Below are 18,417 nucleotides of genomic sequence, written 5' to 3' on the forward strand. Positions count from 1 at the left end.
GCACGGTGCCGTCATGGCCGCGGGCCCTTGGCGCCGGGCGTCGTCAGGCTTGAGCAGGCTGGTGAGTTCGGCGATCGTCTCGGGGGACGGCTTGAAACAGCGGCGGACGTGCTCCGGCTTCTTGTGTCCCGGCCGGGGAGGATCGCCTCGGCGAGGGGCTCACCAACCGCCTGGCTCCGCCGGTTCCGTGCCGGTGGGGGTCAGGACGGCGAGGGTGCCGGTGGCTGTGCGCAGGGCCTGTTCGAGGGTGGTGGGGCAGTGCAGGGTGCCGGTGCCGTCCGGGGGGACGAGCCATTCCAGGCGGCCGGTGGGGCGGTACGGCGGGGGTACCGCCACCCAGGAGCCGCGGCTGACGTGCCGCACGCCGAACCCGATCCACTCGCCGGCCGGGTCGGCCGGCAGGAAGAACCCGACCCTGCGTGCCGTGACATCCACCAGGGTGGGTCCGGGCACCTTCAGCGGATCGCTCCACAGGAGGTCCAGGGCGAGCAGTCCGAGCCGGTCGGGAACGCTCAGCACGTCCCAGTACCGTCCTGCGGCGAGCAGCGCCGTCCCCGTGCCGTGGTCCCATTCCCGTTTGCACTGCCGGGGGTCCCTGGCCGCCGCGGCCAGCCACTCGACGGCTCGTTTCCATCTGGCGCTCTGCATGTCCCACCCCGCGCATGGTCGGCTGCGCCGCTGCGGGCGCGTGCTGGTCACGGGCCGACGGCCGCACGGTCGTCCGCGCGCCGACCCGGCGTGCAGCCATGGTCGTAGATATTTCTATGTGCCGGAAGGGGCGGGGCAGGCTCGCGTTCCGTCGATATCGCGTCACGCAGGGTCGCGTGCGTACGAGAACACCCCCGCCGGGAAAGCCCGTGCGGGGGTGTTCGGGGTCCTTCGAAGGCGTTCGGTGGTGAGGAAAGGCGCGATGGGGATCGGCCGATCAGCCGTTGCGCTTCGCGCGCTCCTCGTTCCGCTGCCGGATGCGCTCCGCCTCCTTGCGGACCTCCGCCTGCGTGGCCTGCTCCCGCTCCAGCCACTCGGGACGCTCCTCCCGCAGAGCCTTGATCTGCTCCGTGGTGAGGGGCTCGGTGATTCCACCGCGGGCGAGACCCGAGATGGAGATGCCCAGCCTGGCCGCGACCACCGGGCGGGGGTGCGGGCCGTCGCGCCGCAGGTCCCGCAGCCACTGGGGCGGGTCCGCCTGGAGCGCGTTCAGCTCGGCGCGTGAGACGACACCCTCCCGGAATTCGGCGGGGGTGGCCTCGAGGTACACACCCAGCTTCTTCGCCGCGGTCGCGGGCTTCATCGTCTGGGTGCTCTGGTGCGACGTCATGGTGTCCAGGGTATCGACCGTGTGCGCGACCGCTGACCACGATCGGTCGGCGAGGCCGGTAGCCTGGCCGGGTGACAGGCTCGGATGTGTCCCCGTCGTTCCGGCTCGTGTACGCACCCGGGGTGATGCCCGGCAAGTGGGTGCGCGTCTGGAACGAGCGACTGCCCGGTGTCCCGCTGACCCTCACCCAGGTGCCCGCCGCGGAGGCGGCCGACCTGCTGCTGAACGGGGAGGCCGACGCGGGCCTCGTCAGGCTGCCCGTCGACCGGACGGTGTTCAGCGCGATTCCCCTCTACACCGAGCAGACGGTCGTCGTGGTTCCCAAGGACCACCTCGTGACGGCGGTCGACGAGGTGGCCCCCGAGGACCTGGCCGACGAGATCGTGCTGCACCCCCTCGACGACGTCCTCGGGTGGGAGACCCTGCCCGGGAGGCCCGCCCTCGAACGGCCCGCGACCACCGCCGACGCCGTCCAGCTCGTCGCGGCCGGGATCGGCGTGCTCGTCGTACCGCTGTCCCTGGCGCGGCTGCACCACCGCAAGGACCTCACCCACCGGCCGCTCAGGGACGCCCCCGAGTCGAGCGTGGCGCTGGCGTGGCCCGAGGCCGCGACCACCGACTCGGTGGAGGACTTCATCGGGATCGTCCGCGGCCGGACCGTCAACAGCACCCGGGGCCGCACCCGGCCCCAGCCTTCCGCGCAGGAGAAACAGGGGAAGCCCGGGCGGGCCGCCGAGAAGGGAGGTGCCCGCCGGCAGCAGACGGCGGGCGGGCCGGCCGGCCGCGGGCGGCGGAAGGGCACCGGCGGCACACCGAAGAACCCGCGCCGGGGCGGCAAACCCCGCCGCGGGTCCTGACGTCCGTCCCCGGGCCCCGGGGCGCCTACTTCACCGTCGCGCCAGGGGTCGGCGCCGGGGAGACCGTGTTGAGGTCCTTCAGCTCCTCGGGGATCTCGAGCACCAGCACCGGGGCGCCCGCCTGCGGGGCCGGCGGCGTTACCTGCTCCCGGGGCATCTTGGGCGGGCTGGTCTGCTGGAAGTTGACCTGCTCGTGATTGACCAGTCCGGTCTTCTCCAGGACCGTGATGTGGTCGAGCACGGTGTCGTTGGCCTGGTCCGCCAACTGCCGCACCAGGGTGTTCCTGGTGTTGGCCCGGACCTTGGCGATCACCGAGAAGATCTGGCCGTGCGTCACCCGCATGATGTTCACGGCCGTGGTGTCGAACTCCTTGTCGTTGGTGGCCTTGATGGTCTCCACGAACTGTTCCTGCTGGGGCGAAGCCTGGTTGGGCAGGGTGATGCCCAGCTCGAGGGAGATCCTGCGGCAGCTCTCGTCGAGCCGTCCGTGTCCCACGACCAGGTGCTCTCCCACCTCCTTCATCTCCGGCGTCGTGCCCCGCTCCATCGACAGCAGGCCCAGGGGGTGCTCCCACAGTCCGGCGGCACGCACCTTGACCACGAAGTCGCGGTCGGCCTCGGTCAGTTGGCCGTACTGCGTGTTGGCGACGACCCGGTCCTGGGTGCTCGAGGTGTTCTGCACGCCCAGCATGGTGGGGTAGGCGAGCGCGGAGAGGGTGAGAACCATGGCTCCGCCCACGAACGCGGTTCCTGCCGTGCTGCGCGAGATGCGCATCGTGCCTCCTGGTGTATCAACAGCCCAACGCCAGGGAGTACGGACGGCAGTGGCGAAACAATCACCGTTCCGGAAGGAATCTTCTGCCGCCGGTATCCGGTGACGACGACCGGTGCGGCCGTGCGACGCCGCCCGCCCCGCTCGGCAGGTCGGCCGACACTCAGGCGGCCACGACGGACCACCCCCGTGTGACCAGGGCGTTCTTGCTGCCGAAGGGTGCTCCCGTCCGGATCTCGTCCAGCAGGGTGACGCCATCGCCGCTCCGGGAGGGGCGGGAGACGTCAGAGCCGGAAGTGCCGAAGATCACAAGCGGCTCCGGGTGTCGAAAGCAGGCGTGCGGTGCCTGAGCAGACGAACCGAGAGCTTTGGTCTAGACCTGGAGGGGTCGGCTGCTAGCGTCGCTCCGGTCGGGGCGAAATCGGTCGAAGACCGGTGGGGACCGGCAGGATCAGCCGCGGACGGCAGGGAACCGGAGGGGATCAGGCGTGACGGACGGCAGACGGCGGGCGTTCATCGGATCGTTCACGGCGGCGGGAGGCCCGGGCATCGTCACCGCCTCTGTCGCCCCCGACGACGGCGCACTGACCGTCCTGGGCATCCTGAACGATCTGCCCGACCCCTCCTGCCTGGCGCTCTCACCCGACGGAAGGACGCTCTACGCGGTCAGCGAGACGGCCGAAGGGGCCGTGGCCGCATACCGGGTGTCCGGTGCCGGAGCGAGGGACGTACCGGAGTCGGCCGGCTCCCCGGTGCCGGTCCACGCGAACGGGCCGACCCACCTCTGCGTCTTCGCCGGACACGTCCTCACCGCCAACTACGGCTCCGGCGGCGTCACCGCCGTCCCCGTCCGCGCCGACGGCGGCCTGGGGCGGTCCGCGTCCGGGGTGTTCCGGCACACCGGCTCGGGCCCCCACCCGCAGCGCCAGCAGGGGCCGCACGCCCACCAGGTACTGCCCGACCCGAGCGGCCGCTGGGCGGTCGGCGTCGACCTCGGCACGGACTCGGTACGGGTGTACACCCTGGCCGACGGTGCTCCCGCGCAGCACCGGGAGGTCGCGCTGCGCCCCGGCTCCGGCCCCCGTCACCTGGCCTTCCACCCGGACGGCACACGCGCGTACGTCCTCAACGAGCTCAGCCCCACCCTGGTCGTCTGCCGCTGGGACGCCGCCGAGGGCGCGCTCCGACCACTCACCGAGATCCCGGTCCTGCCCTGCCCCCCGGCGGGCGACGCCTACCCGTCGGGCGTCGCCGTCTCGCCCGACGGGCGCTTCGTGTGGACCGCGACCCGCGGCGAGGACGTGCTGTCGGTTCTCGCGGTCGAGGAGCACGCAGACGGGGCGGCCGGGTTGCGGCTGACCGCCACCGTGCCCTGCGGCGGTCACTGGCCCCGCGCGCTCACCGAGTCCCGCGGCTTCCTGTACGTCGCGAACGAGCGCTCCGGGGACGTGACCTGGTTCGCGGTCGACCCGGACACGGGCGTACCCCGGCGTGGCGGTGCGATCCCGGTGGCAGCGGCGTCCTGTGTGGTCGTCGACTGAGAGCCGCCAACCCCGGCGGACACAAGCCGAAAGGCCCGCTCCGACCACTGGAACGGAAGTGGTCGGAGCGGGCCTTTCGGCGACGTACGAGCGGATGAGCCGCCCCGGTCAGTGCGCCGGAGTGCTCTGCGCCTGCTGCGGGGCGATGCCCAGCGCGGACGTGTACTTGGCAAGGGCGAGCTTGCCGATCGCCGGGTAGGGGCCCAGCGCCTCGGAGGCGGCGCAGTCGACCTCCTTCGCGGCCTCCTCGACCAGGCTCGCGTCGATCTCGGGACCGATCAGGTACGGCGCGAGAGCCAGCTGCTGCGAACCGGAGTTGCGCAGCTGCTCGGCCACCGACGCGATCGAACCCTCCTCGTCCAGGGCCGCCGCCATCACCGGCACGGCGAGACGCGCGGCGAGCAGCATGCCGGTGATCCCGGCCGCCTGCACGGCCTCGTCACCGCCCACGGAGGCGAGGATGATGCCGTCCGCGGCGGTCGCCACGGTGAACAGCCGGGCCCGGTCGGCGCGGGCCAGACCGGCCTCGGACAGCCGCACGTGCAGAGCCTCCGCGAGCAGCGGGTGCGGACCGAGCACATCGGTCAGCTCGGCGGCGACGCGGCTGTCCATCAGCGCCTGACGGACCTGGCGCAGCAGCGCGCTGTCCGGACCGGCGAGCAGCGGCACGACGACGGCGACGGGGCCGTCCGGTTCCTTGACGTCCATGCCGGCGGCGCGAGCCTGCTCGAAGCGGGCGGTGCGCTCCTCGGCGGCGTGCGCGAGTACTGCCTGCAGCGTGGGAAACTCCTCGTCGTCTCCGTCGAGGTAACCGATCCGAGCGTCCAGACCGGGGAGCTCGGAACGGGCGATGCTCACGACCTCGTCCGCGAGGGATCGGGTGGCGTTGCTCGGAGTACCCGGCACGGCGAGGACGAGCGCGGGCGCGCCCTCGGGAGCCACCAGAGGCTCGGGACGGCGGTGCCGTCCGGGCTGGCGGGGGCGCGGCATTCGTACTGGCAGGCCGGACGCGGGCCCAGTGGGGGTGCTCATGGAGCGGAATGTTAGTGGTTTCCTGGGCTCCTCTGTTCGGGGAGGGTACGTCTGCGAGACATCCATCCGGATATGTCTGATGTGTTATATGCCGGCATCGGGTGCGGCGATGCCCCCTCCACCTGCCGGACTCGTCACGCACAGCATCTTCTCGTCACTCGGAAGGGTGAACGAACCGGTCGCGAGGTCGGTGGCGATACGCACCGCCCCGTGCAGCGGATTGCCCTCGGCCGTCACCCGCCGGGCCCTCGGCAGCCGTTTCGCCAACTCCTCGCCCAGGGGTACGAGAAGCGGGTCGCCCATGTTGAACAGGCCACCGGTGAGTGCCACCAGAGGCTCGACCGAACCCGAACCCGAACCCGAACCCGAACCCGAACCTGCGCCGGCACCCGAACCCGTGCCGGCACCCACGCCCGGACCCGTCTCCGGGCAGACGGCCGCCGCCGAGTCGGCCATGTGCCGGGCGGCCGCCCGCAGGATGTCCGCGGCGACGGCGTCATCGGCGGCGCACTCCGCTACCCGGGGTGCGAAGGAGGCGAGGACGGCCGGCCGGTCGGTGCGCGGATACAGGTGGCCGGGCAGCGCGGCCGCCGGGCCGAACATCTCCTCGGCGCACTCCAGCAGCCGGCTGGAGCCGCCGTCCCGTCCGTCATGGGCGCGCAGCGCCGCCTCCAGGCCCGCCCGCCCGATCCACGCGCCGCCGCCGCAGTCACCGAGCAGATGCCCCCAGCCGTCCGCCCGGCGCCACCCGGCCAGATCGGTGCCGACGGCGATCAGGCCCGTACCGGCGGCGATCACTGCACCAGGCCGGGACCCCAGAGCGCCGACGTAGGCGGTGACGGCGTCGGCGGCCAGTGCCACACGCCGTACCCCCAGCTCCCGGTTCAGCGCCCCCGGCAGCTCGGCGCGCAGCGCGTCCCCGAGGCTGGCCAGTCCGGCCGCACCGACGGCCGCCGTGTCCAGCCGCCCGATTCCGGCCTCGGCGGCCAGCCCCCGTGCCATGGGCACGAGTTGCTCCATGAGATGCCCCGGGTCGATCCCCCGGGCACCGGTCCGCACCGGTTCACCGGAAGCACCCCGGGCGAGCGGACCGCGCCCGGCGGCACCGACGACGACACGCAGCCCGGAGCCCCCGGAATCCGCGGCGACGAATCCGGGTCCGGCGGACGGAGACACCGCGTTCCCCACCTCCTCGACGACCATGACGCGGAGGAACACTAGCGCCCGGACGCCTTTCCGGCGTAGGGGCCGGACCGCTTGGTACGGGGTGTCGGTGTGAGCTACTAGAGTGATCCGGCGTGGCACCACGACCCTTGCATGAACTTGTTGAGCCCGGCTGGGCGAAGGCCCTGGAACCGGTGGCCGGACGTATCGCGGCCATGGGGGACTTCCTGCGCGCCGAGGTGGCGGCCGGCCGGACGTACCTCCCGGCGGGAGCGAACGTGCTGCGGGCGTTCCAGCAGCCCTTCGACGACGTACGCGTCCTGATCGTCGGTCAGGACCCCTATCCCACACCGGGAATGGCGATCGGCCTGAGTTTCGCGGTCTCGCCGGACGTGCGGTCGCTGCCGGGCAGCCTGGAGAACATCTACCGGGAACTGAACGCGGACCTGGGCCTGCCCAGGCCCGCCAACGGCGATCTGACCCCGTGGACCGAGCAGGGGGTCCTGCTGCTCAACAGGGCGCTCACCACCGCCCCGCGCAAGCCGGCCGCCCACCGGGGCAAGGGCTGGGAGGAAGTCACGGAGCAGGCGATCCGCGCCCTCGCCGCGCGGGGCGGCCCGTTGGTGTCGATCCTGTGGGGCCGGGACGCGCGCAATCTGCGTCCACTGCTCGGGGACTATCCCGCCATCGAGTCGGCTCATCCCTCACCGATGTCGGCGGACCGGGGCTTCTTCGGCTCGCGCCCGTTCAGCCGGGCCAACGACTTCCTGGTCCGGCAGGGTGCCGCCCCCGTCGACTGGCGGCTGCCGCCGGCCCAGGAGACGAACACGGCGGTTCAGCAGGGCCGTTGACGCGGATTCCCGGAACCGCCAGGAGGACGAACCCGACGACCCGAGTCCCGCGGTGCGCATCTGACCGGTCCGCACCGCGGGGCCTCGGATCTTTCTGGACCCTCAACTTCCTCAGTCCCCTCAAACCCCTCAGACAACCGCGGCCCGCACGCACAACACGTCCGGCAGATGCGCCGCGAGCTGTTGCCAGCTGTCGCCGTCGTCGGCCGACGCGTACACCTCACCGTTACGGTTGCCGAAGTACACGCCCGCGGGGTCGGCGCCGTCGTGGCACATCGCGTCGCGCAGCACCGTGCCGTAGTGGTCGCCCTGTGGCAGGCCCGCGGTGAGCGGCTCCCAGCTCCTGCCCGCGTCCGTGGTGCGGAAGACGCGGCAGCGCCGGTCGGCCGGGACCCGATCGGAGTCGGCGCTGATCGGGAACACGTACGCCGTGTCACCTCGATGCGGATGCGCCACCACCGCGAAGCCGAACGTCGACGGCAGACCCTCGCCGATGTCCGTCCACCGCGCGCCCGCGTCGTCGCTGCGGTAGACGCCCCAGTGGTTCTGCAGATACAGCCGGTCCGGTGTCGCCGCGTCCCGGGCGACCTTGTGCACGCACTGCCCGAACTCCGGGTTCGGATCCGGCAGGAACACCGCGGAGACCCCGGAGTTGGAGGGATCCCAGCTGACGCCGCCGTCGCGGGTGCGGAACACGCCCGCCGTGGACACGGCCACCGTCACCGCGCGCGGATCCCGCTCGTCGGTCAGCACGGTGTGCAGACCCTCGCCGCCACCGCCCGGCACCCACTTGGAACGGGTCGGATGCTCCCACAGCGGACGGACCAGATCGAAGGTCTCCCCGCGGTCCTCCGAGCGGTAGAGCGCGGCCGGCTCGGTGCCCGCGTACACCACGTCCGGCTCCGCCGCGGCCGGATGAAGCTGCCAGACCCGCTCCAGCGACGCGCCCGTGTCCTTGGGGAACCTGACGGCGGGCCGCGCCGGTTCGGTCCAGGTGCGGCCCAGGTCGTCGGAGTGGAACACGGACGGGCCCCAGTGCGCGCTGTCCCCGCCGACCAGCAGCCGGGGGACCGCGCCCCGGGTGTCGACGGCGATCGAGTACACCGCCTGGGCGTTGAAGTAGGGGCGGTCGTCGAACTCCCAGGCGCCACCCCGTCGGCGCCCGATGAACAGGCCTTTGCGGGTGCCCACGGCGAGCAGTACCTCGGTCATGCCGATCACCTCCGCGACGTCGCCGACACCCTCGTCGACGCATCCGTTCCAGACATCGGTCAGTCTGCACCCCGCCACTGACAGTCACTTTCGGATCAGGCGTCGTCGCAGGTCGGACCGGTGCGGCGGCCTACAGGGCCGGAAGCGCGCGGTTCACGATCGAGCCCAGATCGGCCCCGTCGGGCAGGGTGCCGAACGAGTGCCCCCAGTCACCGCCGAGCCGCGTCGCACAGAAGGCGTCGGCGACCGCGGACGGGGCGTGCCGGACGAGGAGGGAGCCCTGGAGGACCAGGGCCAGCTGCTCCACCAGCCGCCGGGCCCCTGCCTGCGAGCCCTCCGCCAGACGGCCCTCGAGCCGGCTCACTGCCGCGTCCAGCCGGGCGTCCGCCCCCCGGCTGAGCGCGAGTTCGGCGAACAGGGCCTGCGCCGTTGCCGTGTCCCGGCCCAGCGCCCGCAGCACATCGAGGGCGTTGACGTTGCCCGAGCCCTCCCAGATCGACAGCAGCGGGGCCTCACGGTAGTGCCGGGGCATGCCCGACTCCTCGACGTAGCCGTTGCCGCCCAGGCACTCCAGGGCCTCGGCGGTGAAGGCCGGGCCCCGTTTGGTGACCCAGTACTTGCCGACGGCGGTCGCGATCCGGCGGAACGCGGCCTCCTGCGCGTCCCCGCGCACCGCGCGGTCGGCCGCCCCGGCGAGTCGCAGGGTCAGCGCCGTCGCGGCCTCCGACTCCAGGGCGAGATCGGCCAGCACGTTGCGCATCAGCGGCTGGTCGATCAGCCGGGCCCCGAAGGCACTGCGGTGGCGCACATGGTGCCCCGCCTCGACGAGCGTCTTGCGCATCAGCGCCGCCGACATCATCACGCAGTCCAGCCGGGTGCAGTTGACCATCTCGATGATGGTCTTCACGCCCTGCCCCTCCGGGCCGACCAGCCAGGCGACGGTCCCGTCGAACTCCGGCTCGGAGGACGCGTTGGACCGGTTGCCCAGCTTGTCCTTCAGCCGCTGGATGCGGAACGTGTTGCGCGTGCCGTCCGGCAGCACGCGCGGCAGCAGGAAGCACGACAGGCCCCCCGGAGCCTGCGCCAGCACCAGGAACACGTCGCACATCGGCGCCGATGTGAACCACTTGTGTCCGTGCAGCGTGTACACACCGGGCTCCGCGGTCGGCGTCGCCTTCGTGGTGTTGGTCCGGACGTCGGAGCCGCCCTGCTTCTCCGTCATCCCCATGCCGGCCAGCAGCCCGCGCTTCTCGCCCGGCACCCGCAGGCCCGGCTCGTACTCCCGGCTGGTCAGCAAGGGCTCGTACGCCCGAGCCAGCTCCGGCTGCCGGCGCAGGGCGGGTACCGCCGCGTACGTCATGGAGGTCGGGCAGCCGTGCCCCGCGTCCGTGTGCCCCCATACGAGTCCGCCGGCGGTGCGCGCGACATGGGCGCCGGGTCGGTCGTCCGCCCAGGGCGCGCCGGCCAGCCCTTCGGTGACGGCCGTGCGCATCAGGTGGTGCCAGCTTGGATGGAACTCGACCTCGTCGATCCGGTTCCCGTACCGGTCGTGCGTGCGCAGTTCGGGCTCGTGGCGGTTGGCCTGTTCGCTCCACTCCTGCACCCGGGCACTGCCGGCCAGCCGGCCGAGCCGCCGCAGATCCTCCTCCGCCCAACCGGCGCCCTCGCGCCGCACCCCCTCCAGGAGGGCGGTGTCGTCGGAGGCGTCGTAGGGGGCCAGGGGAGCGGGCTGATTCAGGACGTCGTGCGTGGCGTACCCGCGGGGTGCCGCGTGTCCCTCGGGTGAGGCGGCGAATCCGCCGTGCTGCTCGTGCGCGATTGTCGTGGCCATACGCCGAGTGTTGCATTAATTCTACGGATGTAGCAATGATGCAACACATGTCGTCCGGCAGTGCGCCGCAGGGCGAGAAGCACGCCGTACAGTACGCATTCATGCGGATGAACGACCCGGAGCGACCCGGTGACCTGCGACTGCGTCCCCTGTCCGCGCGGTCGGTCGTGCTGAGCCTGCTGCTCGGCACGCACCCGCCACAGCTTCCGGCGCGGGAACTGGGGCGGCTCGTGGAGCGCTTCGGCGTCGGCGGGTCCACGCTGCGGGCCGCCCTCAGCCGGATGGTGGCCGCCGGTGATCTGTTGCGCACCGAAACCGGTGCGGGATACCGCCTCAGTGACCGGTTGCTCGACCGCCAGACCCGCCAGGACGAGGCCGTACGGCCGAGCACGCGCGCGTGGGACGGCGACTGGGAGATGGTGGTGATCACCGCGACGGGACGCGGTCCCGCCGAGCGGGCGGATCTGCGCACCCGGCTGGCCGCCCTCAGGCTCGCCGAACTCCGCGAGGGCGTGTGGCTCCGGCCCGCCAACCTGGACCGCCCGCTGTCCGTGCCTCTCGACCGGGTGGCCCAGCACTACACGGCCCGCCCCGGCAGGCCCGCCGCCGACCTGGCCGGGAGTCTGTGGCCGCTGGACGCCTGGGCGGGCACGGCCCGCGCGCTCCTCGCGCACATCGACGGCGCCGACCGCCCCGCCGACCGGCTCGCCGTCTTCGCGGCCGTCGTACGCCACCTGCTCACCGATCCCGTCCTGCCTGCGGCCCTCCTCCCCGCCGACTGGCCGGGCGACGCGCTGCGGGCCGCGTACACCGACTACCGGCGCGAACTCATCGGCGAGATCCGCGCGAGCGTGGGCGGGCCCAGTGGGACCGATGGAGCCAGTGGGCGCACCGGGAACAGCGGACCGGGCGGGCGGAGGTAGCGCGGATGAGGCAGGCGGTGCGCGGGGCACGAAGCGGCGGCCGTACGGAGCACCGCGCGGGGCGCTCCGTGCGGCCGCCGCCTCACCGTGGGGGGCCGTTGTGCGGGGAAGGGCTACCTGTAGGCGATGTCGGACGACCCGTACTTGCAGTACGTGCCGTCGGCGTCCGAGCCGTTGGTGCTGGGCTCCTTGCCGGTGTTGTTGCCGATGTACTTCTGGCAGGGGATGATCTTCTTGCTGCTGTCCCCGATGACCGTGATGTTGCGCAGGGTCACGCTGTCGCCGTAGTTGGTGTTGATCCCGGCGATCCTGCCGCCCTTCCAGTTCACCTCGATCGTGTTGAGGTTGATCGTGCGCTTGTACTGCGTGGAGCAGTTGCCGCAGGAGCGCACGAAGGTGCCGAAGTTCTTGACCGCGAAGTTCGACACGTTCAGCGTTCCGGCGCCGTTGAACTGGAACACCTTGTCGCTGGCTTCCTTCGCCCCGCCGCCGCTGACGGTGTAGACCGATGACGACGACTTGCCCTTGAAGGTCGCCGCGTCCTCGCCGACGTCCTCCCACCACACGTTCTGCAGCGTGCAGGACCCCTTGCAGTGGACGCCGTCGGCGGCCGGGGCACCGAGGATGACGTTCTTCAGGACCGCGCCGTCCGCCAGCTCCAGGATCGGGCCCTGGTCCTCGTCCTGGCTGCCGGAGCCCAGGGCGCCGGTGCCGTAGAGGCGCTTCATCCCGTAGTCCTTGGTGCCGGACACCGAGATGGTGGAGGAGACCCCCTCGCTGCCGTTGGGGGTCGGCCAGGTGGCGGCGCCGGCCGGGGAGGCGCCTGCTGTCATAAGCATGCCAACCGAGAGCCCGAGGGTGGCCAGCGCGCCGGTCAGCGCCCGCCCGTGGGTGCGCGGTGTTGTCACCGAAGTCATGTTCCGGTTCCTTCTGTCGTGATGTGGGGGTGTCGGCGACGCGGGGTGCGGAGGTGCCGTGGGTGCGCGAGGTTCACGTCGCTGAACGGAACGTAGAGGGAAAGCGCTTTCTGGTCAACGCCTCGTACGGCAGGTATTCAGCCATCTGCAGCGGCAGTGAGCGCGTTCTCCAGCGGAGAGGTGAGGGCGTCGTGGCCCCGCCTCCTCGGCCGCACGGCCGAAGGGGCACCCGCTCCGCTGACAGGGTGCCGTCCACCGGTCGGGGTGCGTGTTCGTCCGTAGGGAAAGTGCTCACGTGGTTACGTTGCGAGCGTGCTTGAGGAGTCTTTCCTTCATCTTTCCGATCGTTCTCCGGCGGACGGTGCCGTGTCCGTGCGGCCTGCCTGGGAGGTGCGCGAAGGGGAGCACACGACGCGCTGGTTCGATGTGCGGCTGACCTTCGCGGACGGAGCCGGGGTCGAGGCGCTCGCGATGGTGTCCGGGCACAGTGTCTGCGTCGAGGACGTACGGGCCCGGCCCGCGCTGTCGCTGGAGGACCTGGCGCTGTTCGCCGACTGGATCGAGGGGCCGCTCGCGCGGGCCTGCGGCGCCGAGGACGAACCGGCCGCCGGTGCCCCGTCCGGTACGGGGGAGCGGCGGACCCGCGTGGTCGGGCCGCAGGGACCCGTGGGAAGGCGCTTCGTGGCGCGGGAGTACCGCGCGGCCCAGGAGGAAGGTGCCGACCCGGTGCTCGCCGTGATGTGCGCGACCGGATACAGCCGGCGCGGGGCGCTGCGGGTCATCGGCCGGGCACGTGACGCGGGCCTGCTGAGCCCGCGTCACACCCGGCGGTGAACGGCTCCGACGCGGGCGTCACAGGAGGCCGCGCATCCGCGTGATCTCGCTCGTCTGCTGGGCGACCACGTCGTCGGCCATCTCCTCGATCTGGATGTTGTTGCCCTGCGCCTTCACGTCCGTGGCCATGGTGATCGCCCCCTCGTGATGGGTGATCATCAGCGTGAGGAAGAGCTGGTCGAAGGCCTTCCCCTCGGCCGCGCGCAGGTTCTTGAGCTGGGCCGGGGTCGCCATCCCGGGCATCGCCGCGTGGTCGTGGTCGTGCTCGTCGGCCTTCTTGGTCTTCTTGTGCGTCGTCAGCCAGCCCTCCATCGCCTTGATCTCCGGCTGCTGCGCGGCCGCGATCCGCTCGGCCAGCTTGACGACCTTCGGCGACTCGGCGCGGTCCGGGACGAGTTCGGTCATCTCCAGTGCCTGGGAGTGGTGCTCGATCATCATGCGGGTGTAGGAGACGTCCGCGGAGTTGGGGGAGTCGTCCTCGGCGCGCTGCTCTGCGGCCTCCGCGGCCGACAACGTCCGGTTCGGCTGTCCGGGCTCGCCCGGTGCGATCACCGAAGGCCCCTTGGCGGCAGCCGACTCGGCGTCGTCCGTATCGGAGTCGCAGCCCGCGAGCCCGAGTACGGCCAGGGCGGTCAGCCCGGTCGCGACGACGGACACGCGTGACACACGGCGGAAGAGCACGGGACCTCCTGTGGCTGGGGGGACCCCTCTGGGGAGGGTTACGGGACACCTCGTGAGTGCCGACGACTGTCCTAGCACGCTTCCGCGCGGCAGTGAGCAGAAAACTTCGTTGCGAGTGTGTTGCCCACTGTTGTTATGTGCATGGTCAGGAAGATACTGCCGGTGCACCACCCGTTCCGAGTCGAACGGTACAAGGGAGGAAAGACAGTGATCCTGTTGAAAGATCCCCGAACCCGGCGCAGACGGCTGGGAGTCGTCGCAGCGGCCGGGGGACTGCTGGCCGCGCTGCTCACCGCCGCACCGGCCGCGGCGATCCCCGACCCCGGGGACGAGCCGGCCGCCTCGAAGGAGATGTCCCGAAGCGCGCAGGCCGAGGCGCGTGAGGCCATCGAGAGCGGCGAGATACCCGCCCAGGACGAAGTCGTCCGCTCCGACAACATCCGGCACGTGGCCAACATCCCCAAGGACGCGCTGACCGGATTCAACTCGGACCTGGCGTTCCAGGGCCGGTACGCCTTCGCGGGCAACTACGACGGCTTCCGCATCTTCGACATCAGCAACCCGAAGTCACCGAAGACGGTGGCCCAGGTGCTGTGCCCCGGCTCCCAGAACGACATTTCCGTCTCCGGTGACCTGCTGTTCCTCTCCACCGACTCCTCGCGCAGCGACAGCAGTTGCAACAGCACCACGCAACCGGCGACCGAGAAGTCCTCGTGGGAGGGCATGAAGGTCTTCGACATCAGCGACAAGCGGAACCCGCGCTACGTCGCGGCCGTCGAGACCGCCTGCGGCTCGCACACCCACACGCTGGTGCCCGAGCGCAAGAACGTCTACGTCTACGTCTCCTCGTACTCGCCGAACGCCGCCTACCCCGACTGCCAGCCGCCGCACGACGGAATCTCCGTCATCAAGGTGCCGCGCAAGGCCCCGCACAAGGCGGCGGTGGTCGGATTCCCGGTGCTGTTCCCCGGTGAGGGGCCGGACGGCGGCGGAAACCCGGGCGCGCCCACCAACCCGGGCGTCTCCAAGACCACGGGCTGCCACGACATCACCGTGCTGCCGTCCGAGGACCTCGCCGCCGGTGCCTGCATGGGCGACGGCATCCTGTTCTCCATCAAGAACCCCGAGCGCCCCAAGGTGATCGACCGGGTGCAGGACAACGTCAACTTCGCCTTCTGGCACTCGGCGACCTTCAACCAGCGGGCCAACAAGGTCGTGTTCACCGATGAGTTGGGCGGCGGTGGCGCCGCCACCTGCAATGCGGCCGTCGGACCGGACCGGGGCGCGGACGGCATCTACGACATCGTCGGCAAGGGCGACAAGAGCCGGCTCGTCTTCCGCAGCTACTTCAAGATTCCCCGTCACCAGGCGGACACCGAGAACTGTGTGGCCCACAACGGCTCGTTGATCCCGGTCAAGGGCAAGGACATCATGGTTCAGGCCTGGTACCAGGGCGGCGTCTCCGTCTGGGACTTCACCAACTCCTCGAAGCCGAAGGAGATCGCCTACTTCGAGCGGGGTCCGCTGGCCACCGACCGGATCGTCACCGGCGGCTCCTGGTCGGCGTACTACTACAACGGCTACATCTACTCGAACGACATCGAGAAGGGCCTCGACGTCCTGAGGATCGACGACCGGCGCACCGACCCGGCCGACAGGGTCCAGATGCGCGAGCTCAACCCGCAGACGCAGCCTGACTACTTCGACGACAGGGGCTAGGACCTGTCCGGGGCGGGGCGACGGGGTGGGGCTGAGGGCCCCGGGGCCGGTTCGGTCGCGAAGAACCGCGACACATCCGTCCGGCTCGACGCGCCCGTTCCGCCGGCCGCGTCCGTCCGGTCCGTTCCGTCCGTCCGTCCGGTCCTGTCCGACGCACCCGTCCCGCCCGGCACCTCGGTGCCGGGCGGGACACCCAGCTCCCAGTCGAGCCGGTAGCGCTTGAACAGCTCCGCGCGCAGTGCCTCGACGGGCATCGGCGCACCCGGCAGCAGAGCCGAGAACACGGCGCCCATCAGCAGGGCGCGCAACATCGGGTAGTCGCTGTCGACCTCGCCGGAGCCGTGCCGGGCGATGGTGTCGCTGAGCAGTTCGGCCAGGCGCCGCTGCTCGGGGCAGGGCAGGAAACCCTCGGCCTGCAGCAGTCCGGCCATGTGCTGGCGCATCAGTACGGGGCGGTCGCGGGCCAGGCCCAGGATCGCGTCGATGGCCCGTGCCATCCGCTCCTGCCCGTCGTCGGTGCGCGGTTCGCGCTCCAGCGCTTCCTCCAGTGTCCGGTGCATCAGCCGGTGCACCGCGGACTGCACCAGGTGGCGCTTCCCCGGGAAGTAGTACGAGACCAGACCCCGCGCGGACCCCGCGCGGTCGGCGATGTCGCCGAGCGTCGTCGCCTCGTATCCGCGCTCGCTCACCACTTCGACGGCGGCTTGCAGAAGCCGTTCCTTCGAACGCCTCCGCAATTCTTCATTGACCGAGGGGCTGCGCGGGGACATGCTGGACTCCTGCGTTGACTGGCTGGCAGCCAACTATACTCAACGCGTCCGGTCAGACCCCTGGTGGGTCCACTCCGGGCTGCCGTTCTCCTCGGGCGACGCGGGGGATCGCCCGAGGAGAACGGCACTGACGCGATGCCGTCTCCCGCCCTGCGGGCGGCCGCCCGGGCCGCTCCGGTGCGTCCGGCCCTCGTGCGTCCCGCCGGGCAGGCACCGGGAAGTGGTCACGGACCCGCGGGAGATTTCCGGGAGACGCGGATCGTGCGGTCTCACGGGTGTCGCCGCCGGTGGACGCGCACCGCCACGGCCACGACCAGGGCGCCGAAGAGCCAACCCCCGAGCACGTCCGTGGCCCAGTGGACGCCGAGCCAGACACGGGTGAGACCGACGCCGGCCACCGAGAGCGCCGCCACGGTCGCGGCCCACACCCACACGGCCCGGCTCACGCCGTGCCGGTGCAGGAGCCACAGCAGGAGACCGAGGACAACGGTGGCGGTCATGGCGTGGCCCGACGGGAAGGCCGCGTAGTGGGCCGAGTCGACCGGGTTCGCCCACACCGGGCGGGCGCGGCCCACCGCCGCCTTGAGGACCTGCTGCAGAACCGTCCCCACGGCGCAGGTCACCACCAGCCACACCGCGGTCCAGCGGGCCGCGTACCGGAACGCCAGCAGCAGTGCGACCGCCCCGGCCAGCAGGCGCATGGTCCACGGGTCCCAGACCCAGTCCGTCAGAACGCGGGCCGTCTGCGTCAGCCCAGGTTCGTCGACCGCCCAGCGGTGCGTGGTACGGGCGATGTCGCCGTCCACACCGGTCAGCGGGCGCCACTCGGCGCCGACCAGGATCAGCAGCAGTACCGAGCACAGAGCCGGTACACCGATGGACAGGACGGCCAGGCGGTGCCGGTGCTCCGGTGGACGGGGCGGCGGTTCGAGGTCGGGGGGAGACATGTGGGGGGAGCGCATGAAGCGATCCTCGCCGACCGCCGGGGCCCGGGGCCAACACCGACGCCCCGATCGCCCGGAAGCCCTGGAGCGAAGAGGGCTTCAGCGCATGCTTCCGGGCAGTTCTCCCCCAGCGCCCGCAGCCCGGGGGCGAACGCCACCAGGACCGGGACCACCGGCACCAGTGACGCCACGGCCGTCAGCCGCAGCCGGCGCCCCACCATGAGCCGGTCCGGCCGGTCGGCCCGCGCGAGCAGCCCGGGACCGACGACGGCGGTCAGGACGCCGGGCAGCAGCAGCGCTGCGGGGAGCATCATGCGGCCGGCCTGTGAGCGCGGAGGACTCCCGGGTACGGCCCATCGGGCAAAGTGACGCGGGCAACGGTCCCGCTCGTCGGCCCGCGGCCGGCCGGCCCGCCTCACATCGTCAGCAGCATCGCCACCATCGCGATCCCCATGGACAGCCGGCACGCCAGCGCCAGCTCGGGCCGGTCCCCCCAGCCCGAGGCTCCGGAAGGCCCCGCGCCGGTGGCCGCCAAGTGCTCCGGCACGGCGGCCACCGGTACCAGCCGCACACCCGTCACCAGCACGTATCCGGCGAAGTACAGCAGCAGGAGCCCGGTCAGCGCAGGTATGCCCGCGCCGCCGTGTCCGTGCTCCCGGCCGGGGGAGGCGGCCATCACCACCGCCATGTAGGCCATGGCCCCGGCGCCCACCGGATGGTGCAGATGGCGCGGGCTCCCGCGCCCTGCCCACAGGGCCTGCACCGCGGCCGCGCCGAACACCACCGCACAGGCGGGCCACGCCCATGAGGGCGGGGTGAACACCGCCGCCGGCACGGCCATCGCGGCCATGCCGAAACCCATCAGCGCCTCACCGCCCGCGGCGCGGCGCTGCTCCTCGACACTGCTGCGCATCCGCAGCAGGCAGTAGGCGCCGGTCGCCGCGCAGAGCGCGACCAGCAACCAGCCGAACGACGCCGGTCCGTGCACGCGCACCTCCCCCTGGAGCCGCTCCACGGTCAGGTCAAGGCATGCCCCCGCTCGAAGGCGTGC

The 18,417-nt window shown here is 71.9% G+C and carries 19 protein-coding genes; 6 read left to right on the forward strand and 13 right to left on the reverse strand.

Features of this window, described 5'->3' with window-relative positions; all coding sequences use genetic code 11:
- Window positions 1–159 precede the first annotated feature (159 nt).
- On the reverse strand, window positions 160–648 hold the full coding sequence (locus AC6F7H_RS30060; protein WP_500760585.1) for a hypothetical protein: 489 nt from the start codon (window positions 646–648) through the stop codon (window positions 160–162).
- A 277-nt stretch (window positions 649–925) separates the two neighbouring features.
- Window positions 926–1,318: a DUF5997 family protein gene (locus tag AC6F7H_RS30065; RefSeq protein WP_500760588.1), complete on the reverse strand. Its 393-nt coding sequence runs from the start codon at window positions 1,316–1,318 to the stop codon at window positions 926–928.
- 71 nt (window positions 1,319–1,389) lie between these two features.
- On the opposite strand from AC6F7H_RS30065, the gene AC6F7H_RS30070 reads away from it, so the two are divergent.
- A complete protein-coding gene (locus AC6F7H_RS30070) occupies window positions 1,390–2,175 on the forward strand; it encodes a LysR family substrate-binding domain-containing protein (protein ID WP_500760590.1) in 786 nt (261 codons plus the stop codon).
- A gap of 25 nt (window positions 2,176–2,200) precedes the next feature.
- On the opposite strand, the gene AC6F7H_RS30075 is transcribed toward AC6F7H_RS30070, so the two are convergent.
- Window positions 2,201–2,950, reverse strand: coding sequence for a DUF4142 domain-containing protein (locus AC6F7H_RS30075; protein ID WP_500760592.1), 750 nt, complete (start codon window positions 2,948–2,950; stop codon window positions 2,201–2,203).
- Window positions 2,951–3,110: 160 nt separating this feature from the next.
- Window positions 3,111–3,257 (reverse strand): hypothetical protein, encoded by a 147-nt coding sequence (locus AC6F7H_RS30080; protein ID WP_500760595.1) that lies wholly within the window; start codon window positions 3,255–3,257, stop codon window positions 3,111–3,113.
- Window positions 3,258–3,435: 178 nt separating this feature from the next.
- On the opposite strand from AC6F7H_RS30080, the gene AC6F7H_RS30085 reads away from it, so the two are divergent.
- Window positions 3,436–4,488 carry a lactonase family protein gene (locus AC6F7H_RS30085; protein ID WP_500760598.1) on the forward strand — a complete coding sequence of 351 codons (1,053 nt, stop codon included), beginning with the start codon at window positions 3,436–3,438 and terminating at the stop codon, window positions 4,486–4,488.
- 108 nt (window positions 4,489–4,596) lie between these two features.
- Here AC6F7H_RS30085 and AC6F7H_RS30090 read toward each other — a convergent pair whose 3' ends face one another.
- Both AC6F7H_RS30090 and AC6F7H_RS30095 read right to left on the reverse strand, forming a co-directional pair.
- Window positions 4,597–5,520 (reverse strand): sirohydrochlorin chelatase, encoded by a 924-nt coding sequence (locus tag AC6F7H_RS30090; RefSeq protein WP_500760599.1) that lies wholly within the window; start codon window positions 5,518–5,520, stop codon window positions 4,597–4,599.
- A gap of 84 nt (window positions 5,521–5,604) precedes the next feature.
- Entirely contained in the window at window positions 5,605–6,723 is a 1,119-nt protein-coding gene (locus AC6F7H_RS30095) for an N-acetylglucosamine kinase (RefSeq protein WP_500760601.1), read from the reverse strand.
- 95 nt (window positions 6,724–6,818) lie between these two features.
- Here AC6F7H_RS30095 and AC6F7H_RS30100 point away from each other — a divergent pair, with 95 nt between their 5' ends.
- Window positions 6,819–7,535 carry a uracil-DNA glycosylase gene (locus tag AC6F7H_RS30100; protein ID WP_500760604.1) on the forward strand — a complete coding sequence of 239 codons (717 nt, stop codon included), beginning with the start codon at window positions 6,819–6,821 and terminating at the stop codon, window positions 7,533–7,535.
- Between the two features lie 129 nt (window positions 7,536–7,664).
- Here AC6F7H_RS30100 and AC6F7H_RS30105 read toward each other — a convergent pair whose 3' ends face one another.
- Both AC6F7H_RS30105 and AC6F7H_RS30110 read right to left on the reverse strand, forming a co-directional pair.
- The gene (locus AC6F7H_RS30105) at window positions 7,665–8,825 is read right to left on the reverse strand and encodes a WD40/YVTN/BNR-like repeat-containing protein (protein WP_500760607.1); all 1,161 of its coding nucleotides are present in this window, start codon (window positions 8,823–8,825) and stop codon (window positions 7,665–7,667) included.
- A 52-nt stretch (window positions 8,826–8,877) separates the two neighbouring features.
- Window positions 8,878–10,578: a DNA alkylation response protein gene (locus AC6F7H_RS30110; RefSeq protein WP_500760609.1), complete on the reverse strand. Its 1,701-nt coding sequence runs from the start codon at window positions 10,576–10,578 to the stop codon at window positions 8,878–8,880.
- Window positions 10,579–10,679: 101 nt separating this feature from the next.
- Between AC6F7H_RS30110 and AC6F7H_RS30115 the strand changes: the two genes are divergently transcribed.
- Window positions 10,680–11,501 carry a PaaX family transcriptional regulator C-terminal domain-containing protein gene (locus AC6F7H_RS30115; RefSeq protein WP_500762135.1) on the forward strand — a complete coding sequence of 274 codons (822 nt, stop codon included), beginning with the start codon at window positions 10,680–10,682 and terminating at the stop codon, window positions 11,499–11,501.
- Between the two features lie 113 nt (window positions 11,502–11,614).
- On the opposite strand, the gene AC6F7H_RS30120 is transcribed toward AC6F7H_RS30115, so the two are convergent.
- Entirely contained in the window at window positions 11,615–12,418 is an 804-nt protein-coding gene (locus tag AC6F7H_RS30120; protein ID WP_500760612.1) for a pectate lyase, read from the reverse strand.
- Between the two features lie 366 nt (window positions 12,419–12,784).
- On the opposite strand from AC6F7H_RS30120, the gene AC6F7H_RS30125 reads away from it, so the two are divergent.
- Window positions 12,785–13,252, forward strand: a complete 468-nt coding sequence (locus AC6F7H_RS30125; RefSeq protein ID WP_109383722.1) for a DUF6214 family protein — start codon at window positions 12,785–12,787, stop codon at window positions 13,250–13,252.
- A gap of 18 nt (window positions 13,253–13,270) precedes the next feature.
- Here AC6F7H_RS30125 and AC6F7H_RS30130 read toward each other — a convergent pair whose 3' ends face one another.
- The gene (locus AC6F7H_RS30130; RefSeq protein WP_500760614.1) at window positions 13,271–13,933 is read right to left on the reverse strand and encodes a DUF305 domain-containing protein; all 663 of its coding nucleotides are present in this window, start codon (window positions 13,931–13,933) and stop codon (window positions 13,271–13,273) included.
- Between the two features lie 207 nt (window positions 13,934–14,140).
- Here AC6F7H_RS30130 and AC6F7H_RS30135 point away from each other — a divergent pair, with 207 nt between their 5' ends.
- Window positions 14,141–15,652, forward strand: coding sequence for an LVIVD repeat-containing protein (locus AC6F7H_RS30135; protein ID WP_500760617.1), 1,512 nt, complete (start codon window positions 14,141–14,143; stop codon window positions 15,650–15,652).
- Here the strand turns inward: AC6F7H_RS30135 and AC6F7H_RS30140 are convergent.
- The 3 genes from AC6F7H_RS30140 to AC6F7H_RS30150 all read right to left on the reverse strand — a co-directional run bounded on the left by AC6F7H_RS30140 (window position 15,649) and on the right by AC6F7H_RS30150 (window position 18,354).
- Window positions 15,649–16,422, reverse strand: coding sequence for a TetR/AcrR family transcriptional regulator (locus tag AC6F7H_RS30140; protein WP_500760620.1), 774 nt, complete (start codon window positions 16,420–16,422; stop codon window positions 15,649–15,651). The two genes, AC6F7H_RS30135 and AC6F7H_RS30140, sit on opposite strands and share 4 nt — an antisense overlap.
- A 269-nt stretch (window positions 16,423–16,691) precedes the next feature.
- Window positions 16,692–17,369 carry a phosphatase PAP2 family protein gene (locus AC6F7H_RS30145; RefSeq protein ID WP_500762137.1) on the reverse strand — a complete coding sequence of 226 codons (678 nt, stop codon included), beginning with the start codon at window positions 17,367–17,369 and terminating at the stop codon, window positions 16,692–16,694.
- Between the two features lie 412 nt (window positions 17,370–17,781).
- Window positions 17,782–18,354 carry a DUF5134 domain-containing protein gene (locus AC6F7H_RS30150; RefSeq protein WP_500760623.1) on the reverse strand — a complete coding sequence of 191 codons (573 nt, stop codon included), beginning with the start codon at window positions 18,352–18,354 and terminating at the stop codon, window positions 17,782–17,784.
- Window positions 18,355–18,417 lie beyond the last annotated feature (63 nt).

The sequence above is a fragment of the Streptomyces sp. MMS24-W38 genome (assembly GCF_059889265.1).